Here is a 23,739-nt window from a genome sequence, read left to right as displayed (position 1 = left end):
TAAAAAAATAGCCTCAAACAAAATGAAAACAAAATCAAATCCTGTTGTTTATTTTGAAATTCCGGTAACCAATATAGAAAGAGCCATACAATTCTATTCAGCGGTTTTTGGTTTTGAATTTGAACGTGATCGCATTCATGATAATGAAATGGCATTCTTTCCGCTTATCGAAGGCAACAATGGTATTTCGGGAGCTTTAGCCCAAGGAGAAATTTACAAGCCTACGATAGATGGAACTCTTGTTTATTTGAATACTGAAGATATTGAAGAAACTATAAATCTGGCCGTAAAAAATGGTGCCGAGATTTTATTTCCCATAACTTCAAACGGCGAATTTGGCTGGGTAGCTGAATTTAAAGACTGTGAGGGAAACAGAATCGCATTACACATGAGCCAAAAGGAATAATTTAAAATTGAGAACAAATCTAAACCTATAAAACCTCTTTTCCGTTTTATTTAAAAAATATCAAAATGAAAATTCAAACACGAATCCTCTTTTATGCAATCCTTTTCTTTTTATATCTTACCTCAACTTCTCTTTTACTACAGTTGGGGGAGAAATTAGGAACAGATCCCTATATTACTTTGGGTTGTGGTTTTGCTATTTTGAACATTATTTATTCTTTCTTAGGTTTAAAGTGGAAACCTGTACTGAATGTGATCTGCTCTGTTGCAATTGCCGCTTTGTCTCTATTTTTAGCCGTACAGTTCGCCAACTTACATTTACTGACCAAATACGATCCTTATTTAGTTAAAACCGCCATATTCACCAATGCTATTCTATCAATCCTCTTTTGGGAAATTGTATATCAAATTAAGATAAGAAAACAGTAATTCTTATACCTCCTCCGGCTTTACCTGGAGGTAAATAAAAAGTCACAAAAGAGCTTTAGCCTAATCGCTTTTTCTTTAAAACCTTTTTTATATCAATACTGTATCTCCAACTAAAGCTGGATGCAATTTATTAGATCTCTAAAAACAAACCCAGCCTCTCCAAAATGAATCAAATCGAAGCCCCAATAACAGATCAAGACATCAAAACCATAAAAAGAAAAGTAGAGAAAACGAAAATCTTCTTATTTGTATTTCTTTTCTTTATTATCCTTTGGTCTTGGGGTTTATGCGATTCAGACTCTTATTTCACGATATTGAATATCTTCATTCTCGTTTTTGATACCATAGTCCTAATCGTCTTTGCCTATGCCTTAAAAAGATTAAGAGTAACCCAAAAGGATCTTAAAGCAAAAATTAAAATTGTAGACACTTTTAAAGTGATTGATAAATACTATACTCAAAGAAGAAACAGCAGCTACATTATTATATTTGATTCGAAAGATATTCCAAAATATGAGGTTACCAAAAGAAATTATGGTCTTATAAATGTTAACGACACTATAGAAATCGAATATTCAAAATTTGCTTTCTGGGTTCTCAAAATTGAACATAATAAGAACGATATCGCGAATAAACAAAATCTTCAGTAATCAGTTAAACCAAAAGTTTTCGTACATATTTTTTTTTTACATCAGTCCTTTAAAATTTCATCTATGCCAAATATGAGAATTACAACTCTACTCCTTTTATCGGTACTTGCTATTTCTTGCAAAAAAGAAACAAAAACAGAAACTCCTAGAATTACTCCAAAAGACTCTTTGGTAGTAACTGACAAAAAAGAAACTCAAAATAGCTCCGATACTATTGTGATTTCGGCCCAACACAAAACAAATAAAATCGTATGTGATCTGGATGGGGACGGAAAAAATGAAACGGTTGAAATTGTACGAAGTACAAAAAGCAATAAAAGCGGTTTGCGAATCGTTTTCGGAGATGGAAACCGAACGGATTATTTCGGAATGGGAAATACTATTCTCAATCAGGGTTTTGAAGAAATCGACTGGGCCGGAATATTCGAAAAAGCTCCAAAGGGGGAGGTTGTCTGGAACAATGTAAACGATCAGGGAGAAATCTTGGGCGACGCAGAAATAAAAGAAGAAGACAAAATAAAACTGCCAAATGACGGAATCTTTATTCATGCCGAAGAAAGCTGCGGAGGCGGGATTATTTACCTTAAAGATGGAAAATACGAATGGATTCAGCAGGAATAGAACGACAATGCTATTTAAAAACAATAACCAATTTTAAATCAAGATCACTATAAACAAAAACCTCCAAGTCAAAATGAAGAAAACCCTAATTTTTCTCTTAATTCTTTTTACAATGCCCATTATAGCGCAGAAAGTAAAATTTCCTGAGTATCCTATTTACGATGACGTATTAAGACGATTGACTAATGATTATATAATGCTTATTGAAGAACAAACTGAAAGTCTCAAAAACAAAGATAATGTCAACACAATTCTTCAAAATACATTACATTACTATTATAAAAAATTCAACAAGACAAATTCGTCTCATATGAAAATGTATTTTTCTAAAGGAAAAGTTAATAAATATGTAAGTTTCGCCGGCGTAACAGAAGATTCTTTATACTCAGCAAAAACATTCATGAATGATACTCTTGTAGGTTCTATAGAATTTGAAAACAATCAGGATTTAGGACATGGTTTTCAACATCAAATTGAAAAAGGCAAACTTTTAAAAATTATAACCAATTACTCAGAGAAAAATAGAAAAAATAATAATTACACAAAATATAACAATGGCATACAAGTCACAAACTTTGTTTTTCAAGATAATCGACTTCTTAAGATAGAAAATCTGGAACAAGCTGCAGGTAAACCACGAGTAAATGTTGACTATTTATATAAAGACAAAAATATACTAGAAATAAAGTATAATAAAGGCATAAATAGCATTGAAATCTATTCTATTCAAAAAATTAATAATGAAGAAAAAAACATTTTTAATTATAGTTATGCTCGGGCAGAAAATCTGCTTGTAGAAAATTTAGATTATAATTTTCTATTAAATTATGTAGAAAAAAATGCCACCGAGAAAAGCACAAAAGAATATGATGCCGAAGGGAATCTTATTTACAGACGAGAGGCTGACGATTATATTGAAAGAAAATTTTACAAAAATGATAAAATAGCAACAATTAAAGTCTACAATAAAGATATCCCAAAAAGATCTATTGTCTTTAAATATAATACTCGAAATCAAATTGAGGATGAAGCCGAAATCGATAATAATGGGCTGGCAGATAAAAGAGTACAAAGCACATACAATAATTTTGGTGATCTTATTTCGCAAAAAACTCAAATGTTTACTGATGGCAAACCTTTTCATACATCTATTTACACTTATGAATATAAATACGATAAGTACAACAACTGGATTGAAAGAAAGACATCATTAAATAGAGAGCTGAGCGATTTAAAAATAAGAACTATTGAGTATAATAACTAAAACGATAACATACAAACTACTTTGAATATGAAAAGTACAGCAGAAATTACCAATCGTTTTAGAGAAGTCATTTTAAACGGAACTTGGATTGCCAACACCAATTATAAAGGCCAGCTGCAAAATCTGGATTGGAAAATTGCTGTAACTCCTGTCAAAAACATTAATACTATCTCACTTTTGGCACAGCATGTTCACTATTATATTAGTGGAATAAATAATGTTTTTAAAGGGGGATCACTGGATATAAAAGACAAATTCAGCTTTGACTTCGCTCCTATTCATTCGCAGGGAGAATGGCAGGCTTTTCTAACTAAATTCTGGAATTCTGCTGAGGAATTTGTCTCTTTTGTAGAAGAAATGCCCAACGAAAAACTGGATCAGGTCTTTGTCGACGAAAAATACGGAACCTACAAAAGAAATATCGAAGCCATGATTGAGCACAGTTATTATCATCTGGGACAAATTGTTTTGATCAAAAAACTGCTAACAGAATAATATTAAACATGGCTTCCTCCCTTATTTACCTGTTGAAATAATTTTAAAAAAGGCATAGTTGTTGAAAGTTAAAAAAGATATATTTACACCTTCAATTAAAAAATATCATGCAAAAAATTACGCTTCTATTTTCAATATTATTTTTAGCACTGTCATCCTGTGGTGTAAAAACTACTCAGTCCATGCTCAGCGATGGAAATTACGATGGAGCTATAGACCGTGCAGTCGAAGCTTTACGAACTAAAAAAGATTCTAAAGGAAAACAAGATTACGTGTATTTGCTGGAAGAGGCTTTCGCAAAAGCCAAAGACAGAGACTTGCGTAATTTGGAGCTAATAATAAAAGAAGCAAATCCGATAAATGCCGAACGCACTTACAATACCTACATGCAGTTGAACAATCGTCAGGAGAAAATTAGACCATTATTGCCTCTGCAACTGTTGAAACAAGGAAGAAGCGCCACATTCCAGTTTGATAACTATACGAATCAGATCATAAGCAGCAAAATTGCATTGTCGAGGTATTTGTATGAAAATGCTTCTGCACTTTTAAAATCAAATAACAAACTGGATTTTAGAAAAGCCTACGATGATTTTTTCTATTTGGAAAGTATTAGTCCAAACTACAAAAACACCAAAAAACTGATGGACGATGCACAGTTTAAAGGAACCGATTTTGTAGATGTTTATGCTACAAATGAAACCAATATGGTCATTCCGAAACAGCTTCAGGATGATTTGCTGGATATTAAAACCTACGGACTAAATGATAAATGGACTGTTTATCACAGCCTAAGACAAAAAGGAATCGTTTACGATTATAGTTTGATTGTAAACTTCGTGCAGATTAATATTTCGCCTGAGCAAATCAAAGAAAAAGAATTCATCAAAGAAAGACAGATCAAAGACGGTGTAAAAACGCTTCTGGACAGCAGAGGAAGACCCGTTAAAGACAGTCTGGGCAAAGAAATAAAAGTAGACAATTACAGAATGCTTCGTGCAAATGTATACGAGTTCAGACAATTTAAATCTTGCCAGGTTACGGCAAAAGTCGATTATGTTGATTCAAGAACAAACCAGTTACTTCAGTCCTTTCCTGTAAGCAGCGAATTTATTTTTGAGAATATTTACTCTACCTATAAAGGAGACAGAAATGCCTGTGAAGATAGTTACATCAGCTATTTCAACAAACGCGTGGTCCCATTCCCAAACAACGAACAAATGGTGTTTGATACAGGAGAAGATCTAAAAGCCAGATTGAAAGATATTATCGTTAGGAATAAATTCAGAAGATAAATTGGTAACAGTCAGAAATAAAGCTAAGTAAAAAAACAATGATAGAAAAATTCGATCGAACCACTCCTGAAGGCGCCGTAAAGTATTTTCGCAGCTGTATTTTGAATGGAGATCTACATGGAGCTTTAAGTTGCTTTGATAAAGAAGCTGTATATATTGACAGAGACGGATCTGAAATTAAAGGTTTAGAAAATATCGAAAAAGCTATGCTACACCTCTGCAACTGGAAACCTGAAATAAAAGGTAGCAAACACAAAGCAACAATTGTGGGCGATCAGGCAGTTTGGATTGATAAATGGTCAATGAAAGCCAAAACACCCGATGGAGATCCTATTGAAATGAGCGGTGCAACAAGTTGTTTGATGCAACGCAACGACAACGGAATTTGGTTATGGCTGGTCGACAATCCTTTTGCAGCAGAAATTCTTGAAATCTGATTTTTCCATTATTTAGGATGTGACGCCCAAAAAATTGTCGATATAATATTGTTCGCCTCTAGTAGTACTTTTACTAAACTATAAATTTGATATCAAATGAAAAAAGTAACAATTCTATTTTTAGTATCATTTTGTTTCACAGGCTGTGTTACTCAATCGCAGACAGCCAAAACTTCTACCGTTATGACAAAGCAGCAATCTTATCCAAAAGCATTAGTTGATTACGACGATTTTAAAAATCTTGTTACCGAAGTCGAAAAGGCAAGAGCAAATCATTTGGTGAGTCTTGACCTTTTTCTTAAAATGAGTCAGGAAGACAATACCATTATTCTGGACACGCGTTCTGACTTTCGTTATAACCGAAAACATTTAAAAGGGGCTATTCACCTTGATTTTACCGACTTTACACAAGAAAATCTTCATCAATTAATTCCTGATCCTAACACCCGAATATTGATTTACTGCAACAACAATTTTAATGGTGACCCAATAGATTTTGCTTCAAAAATGGCTATTCCTAAAAGTGCCCCTGAGTCTCAGATTTTAGGCAATAGAAAACCTGTCATGTTAGCGCTGAACATTCCTACACATATTAACCTTTATGGCTACGGCTATAAAAACATCTACGAACTCGACGAATTGGTTCATGTAAACGACACCCGAATAAAATTTGAAGGAACCGAAGTAAAGTAACAATTTTGCTCCATACTAAAACTCTTTTTTGAGGCCATTTACTTTACCTATAAAAAATTCCTTCAAAATTCTACTTCACTTATTTTAACGCCCAGATCTACAATCTGAAAGCAATTCCTATGTTATTTTTTTAGGAACAATCAAGGGTTTTACGGTTTCACGTACTACAATACCAGTTTCATACCTTACATTTGCTGCCAAAAATAAATCACAAATTCTTAGTCAGGATTTATCTAAAAAAAGATTCCTAACTACCATTTAAAAAATTTAATTCTACTCAAAACCAATAATAAATAACAGCCCAATTTTAATGAAAAAACAAATTTTATTTCTTGTATTAGCCTTTATACTAACCTTAAACAGCTATTCTCAAGTCGCTTTTGAAAACGGTTACTTCATCAATCAAAACAATCAAAAGATAAATTGCCTAATTGAAAACCTGGATTGGAAAAGTACTCCGACCAATTTTAGATATCAATTACCTGAAAACAAAGACATTCTTATTGCAGACCTAAAAATTGTAAAAGAATTTGCAATCACAGGACAAAGCAAATACATCAAAACTTTAGTAAAAATAGACCGCTCCTCAAGACAAATAGAAAACATGAGTACGGATAAAAATCCGGATTTAAAAGAAGAAACTCTCTTCTTAAAAGTACATATTGAAGGAAAAGCATCATTTTACTCCTATGGGGAAGGAAACTCAGGCCGTTTCTTTTATAAAATAGATAATTCAGAAATAAAACAACTTATTTACAAAACTTATCTGGTAAATGAAAATTCTTCAATCGCAAAAAACAATTACTTCAGAGAACAGCTTTTTATCGACCTAAAATGCGAAAACATTCTTCAAAGAGAATACGAAAATCTGGATTACACGTACAATCAGCTGTTCAAATTTTTCATTAAGTATAACAAGTGTAGTGATACTCATTTTGTCGATTTTGAAACAAAAGAAAAAAAGGATTTGTTCAATTTAACCGTTAGACCACGATTAAACAATAGTGCATTATCAATAAGCAACCCGCCAATTGATTTCTATGATTTTAAATTTGATTCAAAAACAAATCCTAGTCTGGGTATTGAAGCAGAATTTATTTTACCCTTTAATAAAAATAAATGGGCTATCATCGTAGAACCAACTTATCAGTACTATAGTGGAGAAAAATCCAAACAAACCTCGAATTTGGTAGGTTCCGAAGTAACCGCAAAAGTAGATTATAAATCAATAGAGCTGCCTATAGGGATCAGGCATTACTTTTTTCTTAAAAATGATTTTAAAATCTTTGTAAATGCTTCATTATTGTTTGATTTTGGTTTAGACTCAAAAATAGAATTTACACGAAAAGACGGATCGAAAATTAGCACTTTGGATATTAAATCCGGTAATAGTGGAGCATTGGGAATTGGTGGAAAATTCCGTGACAAATACAGTATAGAATTCAGATACCAAACCAGTAAAAGTATCCTAAAAGACTATCTTTCATGGAACTCCTCACTCGCAACAACATCTTTGATCATAGGCTATTCTTTTTTCTAAAACATTTCAATAGTATTAAATACTTTATAAATCCCTTTCATCAAATGATCAAAGGGATTTTTTTATAGTCGCTTTTTACGAGTGTTCTCCTTCCTAATTAATATTTTAGAATGCCATAAATTTGTATTTTTGTTCTATATAATTTTCCTGCTTCACTCCATAACATTTAACCCTAATGCTACTAAATACTACAATAATGAACAAATTTTTTATCCTTGCCCTTTTATTCCTCTCTACAACTTTTATCTTTTCTCAAACCAATAAAACAAAACCAACAGAAACCGGAAAACCATTTGTATTAGGTGTTATCGATGAGATTCAATCGAAGGAATTAGGAGAAAAAAGAATCCTGAATATCTATCTTCCGGACGGTTACAAAGCTGAAGATGCGACAAAATATCCGGTGATTTATTTATTAGACGGGTCAGCTGATGAAGATTTTATTCATATCGCCGGCCTGGTACAGTTTAATAGTTTTGAATGGATCAATCAGGTTCCCAAATCAATTGTTGTGGGAATTGCGACTGTCGACAGAAGAAGAGACTTTACATTCCCGACAACTATCGAAAAAGATCAAAAAAGGTTTTCAACTTCAGGTCATTCTGATAAATTCATTGCTTTTATCGAAAAAGAATTACAGCCATTCATCGAAAAAAAATACAAGACCAATGCTTCTAAAACCCTTATGGGACAATCATTGGGAGGATTAATAGGAACTGAAATTCTACTAACAAAACCGACACTTTTTAATAAATATGTTATTGTAAGTCCAAGTATTTGGTGGAATAATGGTTCCATACTAAATCTCGATAGCGCCATTTTTCAGGAAAATTTCAGTCCGCAGACAGATATTTATATTGCGGTCGGAAAAGAAGGACTTACACCAACTGAAATTCCAAGAGTAATGGAAGTAGATGCCAATTTACTGGCTGAGAAAATTAAAGCATCAAAAAGCAAAAACATAAAAGTCTATTTTGACTATCTCCCACAGGAAAATCATGCTACTATTTTGCATCCGGCAGCTTCTAATTCGTTTCGTTTTTTCTATCCTATAAAAGAGAAAGAATAAAAACCAAATATAGCACGACCCAAAAAAATATTTTTTTAAACTAATGGAAAATAAAGACCCAAATAAATTAGACAATCCGGTTTGGTATTCCTTATCCGAAAATCATTCCGCATTTGCCCTTGATTATGATGGTGCTAAATTTTACGATCCGGAGTATTGTCCGTTTGGAGGTTTTGCAAATCCTGAAAGCACTTTAAAAGCCGGAAAACAATATGCTGCTTTAACGGATTCTTTTTTTATAGTGGGTGAAAAACCTGAAATCCCAGATTCTTTAGAAATAACTAAAGAACTGGTTTGTCTGCAAATGGTTGTTCACGACAAAATGCAACTTACAGGCGATACTAAAATCGCCAAACTTACCGAAAATCATAATGCCGAATTACTACACCTGGTTAATTTAGTTCAGCCGGGATATTTTAAAACCAAAACTCCTTTATTAGGAAATTATTACGGAATTTTTAAAGGAAACCAATTGATCGCAGTCACAGGCGAACGCATGAAAATGAATGATTTTACAGAAGTCAGTGCCATTATCACACATCCCGATCACACAGGAAAAGGTTACGCTAAACAATTGATTACACATGTCGCAAATAGAATTTTAGACGAAAACAAAATTCCTTTTTTACATGTTGTCGAAAGTAATATTGGCGCTATTGGCTTATATGAAAAACTAGGTTTTATGACAAGAAGAAAAATCAGCTTTTGGAATGTTTCCAAAAAACAGTAATTTTATATTGCTCTAAATACTAGTCTAAAAATCGTTTTTAACATCATAATCCTTAAGACATGACACCAAATAAACAAACTGTAACCGAATATATGGACGCTTTTAGAGTAAGCGACCACAAACGTATTTTAGATTGTCTTACTGATGATGTCATTTGGGAAATGCCCGGAATTTATCAGCATGTTGGTAAAGAGGCTTTTGATAAAGAAATTGAAAACGACAATTTTACAGGCAGTCCCACCATTCAAATTACAAAACTGATTGAAGAAAATGATATCGTTATTGCCGAAGGTGCCGTTCAGGGAAACATGAAAAACGGCAATAAACTGGATGCCGTTTTCTGTGATGTTTTTGAGATGGAAAAAGGAAAAATACGAAAACTTACTTCGTACCTGATGTCAAAAAATACAAGTTTAAAATTTGAATAAGTTAAACTGTAAAATTCAGAAATAGTTCCTCTTATTATTCCCTTCTTTTTGAGCATTTCCAATCTAAAATTCTATCCCAGCCAGCCATCACGATCCAAACTTCGGTACTGAATCGCTTCGGCAATATGCTGTGATATTACATGAGGTGCCGCCTCTAAATCGGCTATCGTTCGGGCTACTTTCAAAATTCTATCATAGGCTCGGGCAGACAGATTCAATCGTTCCATGGCCGTCTTAAGCAACTCTTTTGACTGATCATCGAGAGCACAAAACTCCCGAATGAGTTTACTGCTCATTTGTGCATTGTAATGTACGTTTTCCATTGTTTCAAAACGCTTGGTTTGAATTTCTCGTGCGGCAGTGACCCGTTTACGGATCTCAACACTACTCTCGGCTTTTCGATCATCGGCCAATTTTTCAAAAGGAACCGGTGTGACTTCGATATGAATGTCAATCCGGTCTAACAAAGGTCCTGATATTTTGCTTAAGTAGCGCTGCATTTCGTGCGGTGAAGAAGTATTAGGCGCAACAGGATCGTTAAAAAAACCACTCGGACTCGGATTCATACTCGCTACAAGCATAAACGAGGAAGGGTAAGTTACTGTAAATTTAGCCCTTGAAATAGTAACTTCCCGATCTTCCAGCGGCTGGCGCATCACTTCAAGAACATCGCGCTTGAACTCCGGTAATTCGTCTAAAAACAAAACACCATTGTGAGCCATCGAAATTTCTCCGGGTTGCGGATAACTTCCTCCTCCAACCAAGGCAACATTAGAAATGGTATGATGAGGACTTCTAAAAGGTCTCTGATTCATTAAGCCAATCTCTTTTAATTTTCCGGCAACACTGTGAATTTTTGTCGTTTCAAGAGCTTCACGCAAAGTCATTGGCGGTAAAATACTCGGAACACGTTTAGCCAGCATCGTTTTCCCCGCTCCGGGCGGACCAATTAAAATAATATTATGACCTCCGGCAGCCGCAATTTCCATACAACGTTTTATGCTTTCCTGCCCGCGTACATCCGAAAAATCAAATTCCGGAAAATCTAAGTTTTTATAAAATTCAGTTCTGGTATCAATAACCGTGGGCTCAAGTGTTCCTTTCCCATTAAAAAAATCAATAACATCTTGAAGTTTTTCAACACCGTAAACCTCCAGTCCTGTAACTATAGCAGCTTCTTTCACATTTTGAATGGGTAGAAAAAAACCTTTATACCCTTCTTCTTTTGCTTTTATTGCGATAGGCAATGCTCCCCGAATGGGTTGTAAACTTCCATCTAAAGAAAGTTCTCCCATAATAATGTATCTTTCAATCTCAGGCGCTTTTAGCTGATCTGAAGCCACCAAAATTCCCATTGCCAAAGTCAAATCGTAAGCAGAACCTTCTTTTCGCAGGTCGGCGGGAGCCATATTAATTGTTATTTTTTTACCCGGAAAATTCAATCCATTGTTCTTAAGCGCAGCGGCAATTCGATAACTGCTTTCCTTTATCGCATTATCAGGCAACCCAACTAGGTGATAACCAATTCCTTTATCCATATGTACCTCTACTGTAATTGTAGTTGCTTCTACTCCAAAAACGGCACTTCCGTAAACTTTTACTAACATAATTCCTATTCATTAAATGTTTCTAAATCTAATGAAAAACTTTCATATTTAATAGTTAAAATAGTACAAAATATTGTTTTAATAATTCAGAAGTATCGTTTTTAAAAACTCCGAAAAAACAAAAAGGCTTCATCCGGTTAGAAGTAAACCAGTATTTATGCTTACCTTGCGAAAATATCATCGCATATCGGTCGATAATTTCGATTTCTAATTCACGGAATCTTACTGCAATTGATTTTGCATCTGTACAAGGGCTGAAAATTCACTATCAGCATAAATAATCTAAAATTTTAACAATGGAATTTAAAGTAATTAATTCGGTTTCCGGACACGACGACACCTGCACACCAACAATAATTGCCCATTTTTTACATACTCATTTAGAGCAATATGGAGACAAAATAGAAGATATTCTCAAAGCCATCGCCTATGTAATGAATCCGGACAAAGGCGGAAATATTATAATTGGTTTAGACAATGAAAAAATTATTGGTGCCGTGGTTTTAAACAATACCGGAATGAAAGATTATATCCCTGAAAACATATTGGTTTACATCGCCGTGGATCATTCTGAAAGAGGAAAAGGATACGGAAAAAAAATAATGGAAAAAGCAATTTCTATTGCAGAAGGAAACATTGCGCTTCATGTTGAGCCAGACAATCCGGCCAAAGCACTGTATGAAAAACTGGGATTTACAAACAAATATCTAGAAATGCGTCTAATCAAATAAACGCAAAATAATTAATTCAACAAAAACAAAGCCTAATGGCATTCCTAAAATTATATCGAAAGAAACTAAAAGAAAACTACGATTTCCTAAACTCAATTTTTGAATCAAAAAACATTCAATGGGGAGTTGTGTCCAAGCTTTTATGCGGAAACAAATTGTACCTGAAAGAAATTATTTCATTAGGAGTTAAACAAATACACGATTCGCGGGTCAGTAATTTAAAAAAAATAAAGGCACTTGACCCCACGATCCAGACGGTGTATATAAAACCGCCAGCAAAAAGAAGCATTCCAAATATTGTAAAGTACGCCGATGTAAGTTGTAATACCGAGATTTACACCATAAAGATGCTTTCTGAAGAAGCGAAAAAACAAAACACGATCCATAAAATCATCATTATGATTGAAATGGGAGATCTTAGAGAAGGTGTCATGGGCGAAGATCTTATCGAATTTTATGGTACAATTTTAAGTTTACCTAACATAGAAATTCTTGGAATTGGCACAAACTTAAATTGTCTGAGCGGAGTCATGCCTACTCAGGACAAACTCATACAATTAAGTTTGTACAAACAGCTAATTGAAGCCAAATTTAATATTGCCATTCCATGGGTCTCTGGCGGCACCTCTGTTGCTATTCCGCTGCTGCTTAAAAATGCCCGCCCAATGGAGGTCAATCATTTTAGAATTGGCGAGGCTCTCTTTTTTGGAAAAGATCTGTTTACCGGAGAAACAATAAAGGACATGCATAGTGATGTCTTTAAATTATTTGCTGAGATTATTGAAATAACGGAGAAACCAGACATTCCGACAGGTGAACTAGGCGAAAATGTAGCCGGTAATACTTTCTCCATGCAAGAAACCGAAGATTTAGGCGGAACCTCGTTAAGAGCTATTCTAGATATTGGATTACTGGATATGCAACCACAGTATCTGGAAGCAGTAGACAAAGAAATTACGATTGTAGATGCCAGTTCGGATATGTTAGTAATTGACATTTCGAGTTCAACACAAAAATATAAAGTCGGGGACTTGGTTTCATTCCATATCCAATATATGGGAGCTTTGTATTTGTTGAGTTCTAATTATATCGAAAAGAATATCGAATAAATAAGGATCACTTTGGTCTTTTAATTCCCGGCAATATAATTCAGGAAGTTAGATCTCTCTTCTAAATCATAATCTATATTATAGAAAACCCAATAAAACTAGACTTTATACTGAGTATTTACTTAAAAACACTTACTGCTAAAATATTTTTATCACAATTTATCATAAAACTCTAAATTAGCGTTATTATATAAAAATCCAAAAGCAACATGAAGTATCTCTTTAAACCTTTTCAATACAAGATTTTTATTTTTAGCAACAAACTATTTCTTTTTCTAATTCTGTCTTGCCTTATTGTATCAAGTGTAAATGGTCAGCAAAAGAAAATAAGCGAGAAATTTAAAAAAGAAACTATTTTAAAAATAGATTCGCTTATTCAAAAAGAATACATCTTTCCTGAAAAGGCAAAACTGATGGGAGATCACTTAAAAAAGGCATATAAAGAGAATAAATTCAAAAAATATGATTTACTGGACTCTTTTGCTGTTGCCTTAACAAAAGAAATTCGGTTTATCAACAATGACAAGCATCTTAGAATTAAACCCAAATTTATTCCTGAAAAAGACAAAGCAAATTCGACTAAAGATTCGTACGAAGTTTATCTACATAATTTAACCGACAATCGAAAATTAGCCAATGGTTTTAAAGAAGTTAAGATAATTGACGGCAATATTGGATATCTTAAATTTAACTATTTCATAGAAGAGACCGAACAAACCATAGACTCTTATATGGAATTATTATCTAAAACAGACGCCATAGTTGTCGATTTAAGAACCAACGGAGGTGGAAGTCCAAAGACTGTTCAGTACTTGTGCAGTTATTTCTTTAAACAACCATTATTATTAAACACCTTATATTTTAGAAAAGGCAACTTTACTGAAGAATTTAAGGTTATAGAAGTGAGTGGTAAAAAAAGAACCGACGTTCCATTATTTATTATCACAGGTGCCAGAACTTTTTCGGGAGCAGAAGAATTCAGTTACAATATGCAAACTCAAAAAAGAGCAACCTTAGTTGGTGAAGTAACTGGTGGCGGTGCCAATCCAGGTGACATTCTTGAAGTGAACAGCCTCTTAGAAATATTTATTCCAACCGGAACAGCGATAAATCCAATCACCAAAACAAATTGGGAAGGAATTGGAGTAATCCCGGAATATAAAACAACTAAGGATTCTGCATACAACAAAACAATAGAATTAGCAGCAAAAGCCGCCGAAGGATATCGAAACAAAATTTCAGCTGAATCAAAAAAATTGTACACGGAACTGCAATCTGCTATCGATCAGCAAACGAAACCTCTTAACGAAGCTGATTCGGCTAACATCGATCAACAAATCCTGGCGGTTGTCAAAAAACTTACCGAATCTGATTTATTTTCAGAAGATGACATTGCAACGCTATCGTCTGATTACACTAAGACAAAACCATTTATTACAGAATCCATTTTAAAAAGCAACACCGAATTACACCCAAAATCTCCGATAGCATTTTTAAAATATGGTGATCTTCTGGAACAAAACGGAAAAAAAGATCAAGCAATAGCAATCTTAAAAAAAGCAGTAGAAATTGCAACAGAAATCAAAGCCCCTTATCTGGAAGGCTTAAAAAGCCGTTATGAGAAGATTTTAAAATAAAAAGCAGTACTAAAATAGCACTCAAAAACAATATAAAACATCAAAAGCAGGAAAATTACTAAATCGTTTTTGGAACTTAACGTGGTATATAAAAAATTAATTTTAATTAAAACTTGCTTAAATATTAATATTTCCTATTTTTAATGAAAATTTTATTAATTATCCATGAAAAGAAAACTACTACTACTGTTTTTGAGTGTTTTTTTAACAAAAACGTACGCTCAAGATTACTTTCCTGTAAATGAAAGTGTCCACAACAAGAACAACAATTACACTGTTTTTACCAATGCCACGATTTATGTGACTCCAACACAAAAAATCGAAAAAGGAACTTTACTAATTCAAGATGGAAAAGTGGTTGCTGTTGGAAACAACATCACCATTCCTAAAAATAGCATTGCGATTGATCTTGCAGGAAAAACAATTTATCCTTCATTTATTGATATCTACACCAGTTTTGGGGTTGAAAAACCTAAAAGCCCTGCTGGACGCGGACGTGATCGCAGCCCTTTATACGATACAAAAAAAGTAGGATACTACTGGAACGAAAGCATTCTCCCTGAAGTAAATACTTATGAGACTTTTAAATACGATCAGCCTAAAGCTGAAGAATTATTAAAAGCAGGTTTTGGAGTAGTTGGAACACATATTGCCGACGGAGTTGCTCAGGGAACCGGAATTCTGGTAGCACTGAACAATACCGAAAATAGCAAACAAATTATTGCTAATAAGGTGACCAACCATTTTGCCTTTACAAGAAGCGCCTTAACCAATCAGGCTTATCCAAGTTCTTTGATGGGTATGACAGCCTTATTACGTCAGATGTATCTGGACTTAGACTGGTACAAAAAAGGAAATTCAGAAACTAAAGATTTATCATTGGAAGCATTAGCAGACAATGAAAAACTGGTTCAAATTTTTGCTACAGAAGACAAACTAAACAGCTTAAGAGCTGCCAAAATTGCTAAAGAATTTGGGCTGAACTATGTGCTGAAAGGCAGTGGTAATGAGTTTGAAAGAATTGAAGAAATAAAAGCTACTAATGCAAAATATATCATTCCAATCAGCTTCCCTGAAGCGTATGATGTTTCTAACCCATATTTGTCCAATCAAATCGAATTGGCTGACATGCGTTTCTGGAATCAGGCACCTACAAACCTAAAAGTGCTTTCGGACAACGGAGTTGTTTTTGCTTTAACCACAGACAAATTAAAAAAGACCGAAGACTTTAAAACTAATTTATTAAAAGCTATTAAATATGGTTTTGATAAAACAAAAGCTTTAGAAGCGCTAACCACAGTTCCTGCTGCTATACTAGGGAAAAGCAATGAAGTAGGAAGTTTAAAAACAGGTGCTTTTGCCAATTTCATCATTACTTCAGGTGAAATCTTTGACGAAAAAACCGTTTTATATGAAAACTGGGTACAGGGAACCAAATATGTCGTTAATGATGTTAACGCAAAAGATATTCGCGGTAACTACGACTTAACTGTTGGAAAAGATACCTATAAATGGAAAATTGAAGGAACAGTTGATGCTCCAAAATCTGAAATTACAACTGCAGATACCAAAAAAGTAAGCAGCACTTTTGCCGTTTCTAAAAACTGGATCACCCTTTTAATTAAACCTGCAGATTCAATCAAATCTAATTTTACACGTTTAACCGGATTAATCGAAAAACCTGAAAACTTATCCGGAAAAGCAGTTTTAGCGAATGGTACTGAATTGTTTTGGACTGCTACAAAAACAAGCCCGTTTGTAGTCGTTAAAGATTCTACTAAAGCTGAAAAACTAAATCCGATTATCCCGACAACTTACCCAAATATTGCTTTTGGTGACTCAAAAAAATTAACTGCTCAAACTTTATTATTCAAAAATGCTACAGTTTGGACAAACGAAAAAGAAGGTATCCTAACAGAAACTGACGTTTTAATTAAAAACGGAAAAATTGCTGCTGTAGGTAAAAACCTTTCAGATGCTTCAGCTACAGTTATTGATGCAAAAGGAAAACACATCACCAGTGGAATTATCGACGAACATTCACACATCGCGATTTCAAAAGGTGTAAACGAAATGGGGCACAACTCTACTGCCGAAGTTACCATTCAGGATGTTGTAAACTCTGAAGACATTAATATCTACAGAGACTTAGCCGGAGGTGTAACCATTTCACAATTATTACACGGATCTGCAAACCCAATCGGAGGGCGTTCTGCAATTGTAAAATGGAAATGGGGATCTTCTCCAGACGAAATGTTATATAAAAACCAACCAAAGTTTATCAAATTTGCTTTAGGAGAAAATGTAAAACAAGCCAATTGGGGAATTGATAACCCTACTCGTTTCCCACAAACCAGAATGGGAGTTGAACAGGTTTTTACAGACTATTTTCAACGTGCAAAAGAATACGATGAAAGCTGGAAAAAATTCAACGCCGGTTCTAAAAAAGGAAAAGCACCAAGAGTTGATCTAGAAATGCAAACGATAGCTGAGATCCTTAACAAGGAACGTTTTATTACTTGCCACTCTTATGTAGAATCTGAGATCTTAATGTTGATGAATGTTACAGAGAAATTCAATTTCAAAGTAAACACTTTTACGCACATCCTTGAAGGTTACAAAGTTGCTGATAAAATGAAACAACACGGTGTTGGTGCTTCTACATTCTCTGACTGGTGGGCTTATAAATTTGAAGTAAACGATGCAATTCCGTTCAACGGACCAATTATGCACAATGAAGGATTGGTTGTTGCTTACAATTCAGATGATGCCGAAATGTCAAGAAGATTGAATCAGGAAGCTGCGAAAGCAGTGAAATACGGAAACATTTCTGAAGAAGAAGCCTGGAAATTTGTAACACTCAACCCAGCTAAATTACTACATATCGACGATAAAGTAGGAAGCGTAAAAGTTGGTAAAGATGCAGATGTTGTATTGTGGAGCGAAAACCCACTGTCTATCTATGCTAAAGTCGAAAAAACAATGATTGAGGGTGTAGTATATTTTGATATTGAAAAGGATGCCGAAAAACAATTGGCTATTTCAAAAGAAAGAAGTTTACTTATTGGACAAATGTTGCAGGAAAAAAACAAAGGTATGAGCACGCAACAGCCAACCAAAAAAGAGAAGAAAGAATATCACTGTGATACTTTAGAACAATAATAACGGCTTTATAAAATTCATAAAGATAAAAACAGATAACATGATCAATAAAAACATATATATCACTTTGCTGGCCTTTTGCGCCTCATTACAAATAAAAGCGCAGCAAATACCGGCACCCCAACAAACCAAATCGGTTTTGATATTAAATGCCACTGCCCATTTAGGTAATGGTAGTGTGATTCAAAATAGTGCCGTTGGATTTAAAGACGGAAAAATAACCCTGGTGGCCGATGCAACAACCGTAAGACTTGCCGCCGATGCATACGACACCACTATTGACGCCAGCGGAAAACACGTTTACCCGGGATTTATAGTTGCTAATACAACATTAGGTTTGGTAGAAATTGACGCTGTAAAATCATCAGACGATCAGGAAGAAATTGGAACTTTTAATCCAAATGTAAGAAGTATCATTGCTTACAACTCTGAATCAAAAGTAGTAGAAACTGTTCGTCCAAACGGTATTCTAATCGCTCAGATAACACCTCGTGGAGGCCGAATTTCAGGAACATCTTCTGTTGTACAGTTAGATGCCTGGAGCTGGAAAGATGCTATTATAAAAGAGAATGACGGAATTCATCTTGACTTTCCTTCTAATTTTAGAAGATCAGGATCATGGTTTGAGCCTGGGATTATTGAAGCCAACAAAGATTACCCAAAACAGGTTGAAGAAATTGCTGCTTTTTGGGGCAATGCAAAAGCTTACAATCAGGCTGCTTCAAAAGAGAGAAACATCATTTTTGAAGCTACAAAAGGACTTTTTGACGGAACTCAGACGCTTTACGTACACGCAGATGAAGAAAAACAAATCGTTGATGCAATTCAGTTAGCAGTTAACAATCAGATCAGGAAAATAGTTATCGTAGGTGGATTTGAAGCTTATAAAGCAGCCGATGTATTGCAAAAATACAATGTTGGTGTATTCTTAAGACGCGTTCACGATATGCCTTCTAGTGATGACGAAGACGTAAATCTTCCTTACAAATTGGCAAAAATACTTACCGATAAAGGTATTGTCGTAGGACTTGAGAACAGTGGCGATCACGAACGTATGAGTGTACGTAACCTGCCATTCTTAGCAGGAACTTGTGCTGCATTTGGTTTAGACAAAGAAAAAGCATTACAACTTATCACTTCAAATACTGCCAAGTTATTAGGTATTGATGACACTTGTGGTACATTGGAAACTGGTAAAGATGCAACTTTATTTATCTCTGAAGGTGATGCACTGGATATGAGAACCAATAAATTAACAACTGCCTTCATTCAGGGAAGAAAAATTAATTTAGAAACTTTCCAGACGAAGCTGAATGATAAATTCAAAGCAAAATTCAATCAGAAATAAGCAATAGTTTTTTAAAACAAAAGGCATCATTTGAAAATTCATCTGATGCCTTTTTTATTTATAATTCAAAACGTTTCAATGAATTACCATTTTTTTAGATCAAAACATTCTTAAAACAGGAATTCTGCCCTTCTTTCTCCTCTCCACAGCCAGCCAAATGTCTCACAATTGAAATTCCGCATTACCAAATTGTAAATTTTTGATTATTTTATACAGATACACATAAAATACATAGGTATAATTTTAAAAATTAATAAAAATAAAGCACTTGACCCTATTTTTTACAGGGGTCTTGATTGATTTTATATTTTTATAAAAAATTTAAAACTAAATAACTATGCGAAAAATTATTTTAAGTGTGATTCTTATCACGATTTTGGTACTAACCTTTTTGTCTAACTTCATCCTAACCGACAACCCAATTCCGGTAGAAACTGTAAAGTTTGATACAGGAGATACAGCCTGGATGATCGTAGCAACTGCTTTTGTTTTGCTTATGACACCGGGATTAGGATTTTTCTACGGAGGAATGGTAGGTAAGAAAAACGTTATTAGTACTATGCTGCAAAGTTTTATGGCAATGGTAATTGTTACTATATTATGGGTTATTGTGGCTTTCGGATTAGCATTTGGACCTACCATTGGCGGAATCATTGGTGATCCAACTTCAAATCTATTCTTTCAGGGTGTAGGTACTTCCACTGCCTGGAGCCTTGCACCAACAATACCGTTTATGTTATTCGCATTATTTCAGGCAAAATTCGCCATTATTACGCCTGCATTAATCACTGGTGCATTTGCAGAACGTGTGCGTTTTTGGGCTTATTTATTATTCATGGTTTTATTCATTATATTCATATATTCACCTTTAGCACACATGACATGGCATCCTGACGGAGTATTCTTTAAAATGGGAGTATTAGACTTTGCCGGAGGAACAGTAGTTCACATGAGCGCCGGATGGGCGGCCTTAGCCGGAGCCATATTCTTAGGAAAAAGAAAACTTCAAAAGGTTAATCCCGCCAGAATTACTTATGTTTTATTAGGAACAGGCTTATTATGGTTTGGGTGGTTTGGTTTCAATGCAGGTTCTGCATTAGGAGCTAACGGACTTGCTGTTCAAGCCTTGGGAACGACAACGGTAGCTGCCGCAGCTGCTGCCATGGCATGGGTTTTCCTTGATAAAATTCTAGGACACAAATTATCCGCTCTTGGTGCCTGTATTGGTGCAGTTGTTGGTTTGGTTGCCATTACCCCTGCCGCAGGTTTCGTAAGCATCTCTCACGCTATTTTCATCGGAGCATTCTCTGCTATAGTAAGTAACCTTGTAGTAAGTAAATTCCCTAAAGGAAAAATCGATGATGCATTAGACGTTTTCGCCTGTCATGGTGTTGGCGGTATGGTCGGAATGCTGTTAACCGGTGTTTTCGCTTCTAAAGCAATCAACCCGGCCGTTGGAGACAATCAGGGGCTGATTTTTGGAACACCAACATTATTCATCAATCAACTAACGGCTTTAGTAATCGTTTCTATCTTTGCTTTTGTAGGTTCTTATATTTTATTCTTTGTCGTAAACAAAATTACCCCACTGAGAGTTACCGAAGAAAAAGAAGAATTAGGATTAGATATTTCTCAACACGGGGAATTTCTATAAATCATAATTACCCCATTTTATTTAATAAAAAGGCTGTCTGGAAAAAATTTCCGACAGCTTTTTTACACTTATATCGCTAGAATATAATCTTTACAATAGTTATTATTTGAATATCATATCACTCCTGATTTTATAGCTCTTAAAATTTAAGTCCTTTAATCTGATATTCTGTTTGTGTTTTATCCCCGCCTAATAGTTTTCCGAGATAAGACTGAAGCACATAAACAACCCCATTATCCGCAGCGTAAGCAGTCGTTGGAAACTCTTTTTTACCAAGAACAACTTCTTTTATCTTTGAAGCTGAAGTCCAGTCGCTTTTACCCGAAAGTAAATATGCCTTTCCTTCTCCAAGACCGTTTTCTATTACCGTTAAATTATCACCACTCCATTCTAAGCCGTCGGGTGCTTTAAAAACATTCTCTAAACCTGCTATCTCTGAAACACTTTGATCAGACAGTTTAATTTTAAAAAGCTTACCTGCACTACTCTGTGCTACAATCAAATATCCATTTTTATAAACTATTCCATTAAGCCCAAATGAGCCTGCCGGAGCCGCAAAACTGTTATTATTAACGAAAATTGCCACATTGTAATTTTTATCTATTTTGTAAATAACAGGTGAAAAGGAATCTGTAACATACACATTACCATTTTCATCTATTGTGATATCATTAGGGAATACACCTCCTGCAAGAACGAGTGGTTTAAGGTCTACACCTTTTATTAGTGTTCCTGCTTTAGCATTGTAAAACCCTACATACGCTTTCTGTCCTGCTGTACTACCATTAGCACCGCTTTTTTCCGAGGCTCCGGCATCACCGCTGGCGACTATGATTCGATCATTAGTTTCATCAGTATACACTCCTAATGCTGCAATCAGATTATCATCCGTTATAAATGGCGCAAACGTTTTGCCATCAGGACTTAAGGAATAAACCACTCCTTTATTAAAAGAACTGATTATAAAACGGTTGTTTTTCTTATCAAAATCAATACCTTCAGGATAAAATGCCTGTGAGGTAAAAGAATAATTCTCAAGCAATGCTGCAGGCAAAACATCTACTTTTTGTTTTTTAGAATTATCATCAGTACATGCTAAAAGAGTTAATGATAATCCCGCTAGCAATACAGAGTTTTTCGAAATTTGTTTTTTTCTTCTCATAAGTTTTTTGTTTAAAAATTAAGTTAATTATTATTGATACAACAGGTTAAGTATTAACGTTCCCACCACTATCCGCCTGCAAAAAAAACACTTCAAATTTCCAAACAAATAGATATTTAGAAAAGCATTCTAATATTGGAGTTCATTGAATATTAAACAATTATTTGGCTAAAAAAAAGACATAGTTTGTCCATTACAACCTTGTAAAAGGGCTACAAGATTATAAGCCAACTTTATATTCAACCTGAAAGAGTTTTTCGTGATTTAAATTAGTATTGTGATTTGGATTCCGACGACTTCCATTTGCGCTGATAACCTAAGTTACTGCTGTTAGGTAGCACTATTTCGCATGCCTTTTTCTCATCCAGCTCTATACTGATCTTTACACTTGAAAAATTGCCATCTAACAAATGACTGCCGTTTTTTTTTATCATCTGAAAAAAAATGGAAATGAAACGGTGATAGACCAGTTCCTCCCAAATAAGGTGGACTATAAAAACCGATAATCGTTCCTTTAATATTATGCTTTTTATAAATAGGTCTTTCTTTCATTAAGACAGCAATATCCGCAGGATTTTGGCAGAGCACTTTTTCCACGCCTCCCAAAGTTAAATCATAAAAAGAAGCTTTAATTTTAATAGCATAAAATCGATTAGAAGATGGTAAAAACTGTAAAATACTGAATTGAAGATCATTTACTGCTTTCTCCCCCTCTACTTCAATAGTTTTACCCTTTCTAAAGAAGGCAGAAGAACAGAAAGGTATCCGTCTATCTGATGACGCTTCGGGAACAATTCCATCTGCAGCAACTCTATATACCTTCCCGTCTAAGAGGATAAGTTCTCCGTCCAGATCGTTAAAAGTACCAAGACCAAAATTTTCATTTTCTTTTAATCTTTTTATCGTAAAATCACCCTTATAAACACTATTTCTCATAGCGTCCATTGTCGAATAATGAAAAACTTTATCTTGAAAATGCTTGCTTGGCCTGAAATGAAAAACAGTGCCAAAAATGCCGTGATTAATAATTGTTTATCCATAAAAAATCCATTTAATTATTCAACAAAATTAAACCGTTTTACAAATAATAATTGGTACAATTTTTCTTTTTTTATGTATTTTTTTACTAAATAAATATTACACGAAAGTTTTTACTTATATAATATTTATTTAAGAATGTATCTTCTCTTATTTTTTGTAATCGAAACCTCCTAATGCAAAATAAAAAAAAGCTGCCTGAAAATTTTCAGACAGCTTTTTACTCGAATTAATT

The 23,739-nt window shown here is 34.4% G+C and carries 22 protein-coding genes; 19 read left to right on the top strand and 3 right to left on the bottom strand.

The annotated features are described in order from the left end of the window. The first annotated feature begins 22 nt into the window (after nt 1-22). The 13 genes from OGZ34_RS10915 to OGZ34_RS10855 all read left to right on the top strand — a co-directional run bounded on the left by OGZ34_RS10915 (nt 23) and on the right by OGZ34_RS10855 (nt 10,056). Nucleotides 23-406 (top strand): VOC family protein, encoded by a 384-nt coding sequence (locus OGZ34_RS10915; RefSeq protein WP_017495465.1) that lies wholly within the window; start codon nt 23-25, stop codon nt 404-406. 65 nt (nt 407-471) lie between these two features. Continuing rightward, nucleotides 472-834, top strand: coding sequence for a hypothetical protein (locus tag OGZ34_RS10910; protein ID WP_263363035.1), 363 nt, complete (start codon nt 472-474; stop codon nt 832-834). A gap of 164 nt (nt 835-998) precedes the next feature. Continuing rightward, nucleotides 999-1,484: a hypothetical protein gene (locus OGZ34_RS10905; protein ID WP_263363034.1), complete on the top strand. Its 486-nt coding sequence runs from the start codon at nt 999-1,001 to the stop codon at nt 1,482-1,484. 63 nt (nt 1,485-1,547) lie between these two features. Further along, on the top strand, nt 1,548-2,105 hold the full coding sequence (locus OGZ34_RS10900) for a hypothetical protein (protein WP_263363033.1): 558 nt from the start codon (nt 1,548-1,550) through the stop codon (nt 2,103-2,105). A 73-nt stretch (nt 2,106-2,178) separates the two neighbouring features. Next, entirely contained in the window at nt 2,179-3,369 is a 1,191-nt protein-coding gene (locus OGZ34_RS10895; protein ID WP_263363032.1) for a hypothetical protein, read from the top strand. A 27-nt stretch (nt 3,370-3,396) separates the two neighbouring features. Further along, a complete protein-coding gene (locus OGZ34_RS10890; protein ID WP_263363031.1) occupies nt 3,397-3,864 on the top strand; it encodes a DUF1572 family protein in 468 nt (155 codons plus the stop codon). Between the two features lie 107 nt (nt 3,865-3,971). Continuing rightward, nucleotides 3,972-5,159: a hypothetical protein gene (locus OGZ34_RS10885; protein WP_263363030.1), complete on the top strand. Its 1,188-nt coding sequence runs from the start codon at nt 3,972-3,974 to the stop codon at nt 5,157-5,159. Between the two features lie 38 nt (nt 5,160-5,197). After that, complete coding sequence (locus OGZ34_RS10880) at nt 5,198-5,596, top strand: YybH family protein (RefSeq protein ID WP_173967384.1); 399 nt, start codon at nt 5,198-5,200, stop codon at nt 5,594-5,596. A gap of 183 nt (nt 5,597-5,779) precedes the next feature. Further along, the gene (locus OGZ34_RS10875; protein ID WP_246253260.1) at nt 5,780-6,289 is read left to right on the top strand and encodes a rhodanese-like domain-containing protein; all 510 of its coding nucleotides are present in this window, start codon (nt 5,780-5,782) and stop codon (nt 6,287-6,289) included. 310 nt (nt 6,290-6,599) lie between these two features. After that, on the top strand, nt 6,600-7,829 hold the full coding sequence (locus OGZ34_RS10870; protein ID WP_263363029.1) for a PorT family protein: 1,230 nt from the start codon (nt 6,600-6,602) through the stop codon (nt 7,827-7,829). Nucleotides 7,830-8,025: 196 nt separating this feature from the next. Beyond that, a complete protein-coding gene (locus OGZ34_RS10865; protein WP_263363028.1) occupies nt 8,026-8,898 on the top strand; it encodes an alpha/beta hydrolase in 873 nt (290 codons plus the stop codon). Between the two features lie 43 nt (nt 8,899-8,941). Then, the gene (locus tag OGZ34_RS10860) at nt 8,942-9,628 is read left to right on the top strand and encodes a GNAT family N-acetyltransferase (protein ID WP_263363027.1); all 687 of its coding nucleotides are present in this window, start codon (nt 8,942-8,944) and stop codon (nt 9,626-9,628) included. Between the two features lie 59 nt (nt 9,629-9,687). Beyond that, nucleotides 9,688-10,056 carry a nuclear transport factor 2 family protein gene (locus tag OGZ34_RS10855; protein ID WP_173967379.1) on the top strand — a complete coding sequence of 123 codons (369 nt, stop codon included), beginning with the start codon at nt 9,688-9,690 and terminating at the stop codon, nt 10,054-10,056. A 71-nt stretch (nt 10,057-10,127) separates the two neighbouring features. Here the strand turns inward: OGZ34_RS10855 and OGZ34_RS10850 are convergent, their stop codons facing one another. Next, complete coding sequence (locus OGZ34_RS10850; RefSeq protein WP_263363026.1) at nt 10,128-11,663, bottom strand: YifB family Mg chelatase-like AAA ATPase; 1,536 nt, start codon at nt 11,661-11,663, stop codon at nt 10,128-10,130. A gap of 296 nt (nt 11,664-11,959) precedes the next feature. On the opposite strand from OGZ34_RS10850, the gene OGZ34_RS10845 reads away from it, so the two are divergent. The 6 genes from OGZ34_RS10845 to OGZ34_RS10820 all read left to right on the top strand — a co-directional run bounded on the left by OGZ34_RS10845 (nt 11,960) and on the right by OGZ34_RS10820 (nt 21,304). Beyond that, on the top strand, nt 11,960-12,394 hold the full coding sequence (locus OGZ34_RS10845; RefSeq protein WP_173967377.1) for a GNAT family N-acetyltransferase: 435 nt from the start codon (nt 11,960-11,962) through the stop codon (nt 12,392-12,394). A gap of 35 nt (nt 12,395-12,429) precedes the next feature. Then, a complete protein-coding gene (locus tag OGZ34_RS10840) occupies nt 12,430-13,503 on the top strand; it encodes an alanine/ornithine racemase family PLP-dependent enzyme (protein WP_173967376.1) in 1,074 nt (357 codons plus the stop codon). Nucleotides 13,504-13,712: 209 nt separating this feature from the next. Further along, nucleotides 13,713-15,140, top strand: coding sequence for a S41 family peptidase (locus OGZ34_RS10835; RefSeq protein WP_263363025.1), 1,428 nt, complete (start codon nt 13,713-13,715; stop codon nt 15,138-15,140). Between the two features lie 165 nt (nt 15,141-15,305). Beyond that, nucleotides 15,306-18,302, top strand: a complete 2,997-nt coding sequence (locus OGZ34_RS10830) for an amidohydrolase family protein (protein ID WP_263363024.1) — start codon at nt 15,306-15,308, stop codon at nt 18,300-18,302. Nucleotides 18,303-18,342: 40 nt separating this feature from the next. Further along, nucleotides 18,343-19,650, top strand: coding sequence for an amidohydrolase family protein (locus OGZ34_RS10825; protein WP_263363023.1), 1,308 nt, complete (start codon nt 18,343-18,345; stop codon nt 19,648-19,650). Nucleotides 19,651-19,987: 337 nt separating this feature from the next. Next, nucleotides 19,988-21,304, top strand: a complete 1,317-nt coding sequence (locus tag OGZ34_RS10820; protein ID WP_173967372.1) for an ammonium transporter — start codon at nt 19,988-19,990, stop codon at nt 21,302-21,304. A gap of 139 nt (nt 21,305-21,443) precedes the next feature. On the opposite strand, the gene OGZ34_RS10815 is transcribed toward OGZ34_RS10820, so the two are convergent. Beyond that, complete coding sequence (locus OGZ34_RS10815) at nt 21,444-22,466, bottom strand: SBBP repeat-containing protein (RefSeq protein WP_173967371.1); 1,023 nt, start codon at nt 22,464-22,466, stop codon at nt 21,444-21,446. 360 nt (nt 22,467-22,826) lie between these two features. Then, entirely contained in the window at nt 22,827-23,480 is a 654-nt protein-coding gene (locus OGZ34_RS10810; RefSeq protein ID WP_396193426.1) for an acetolactate decarboxylase, read from the bottom strand. Nucleotides 23,481-23,739 lie beyond the last annotated feature (259 nt).

It is taken from the genome of Flavobacterium collinsii, from assembly GCF_946903285.1.
GTDB classification, from domain to species: Bacteria; Bacteroidota; Bacteroidia; order Flavobacteriales; family Flavobacteriaceae; genus Flavobacterium; species Flavobacterium collinsii.
Note: the sequence above shows the minus strand (reverse complement) of the source record. Positions and strands in the feature narration are given on the sequence as shown.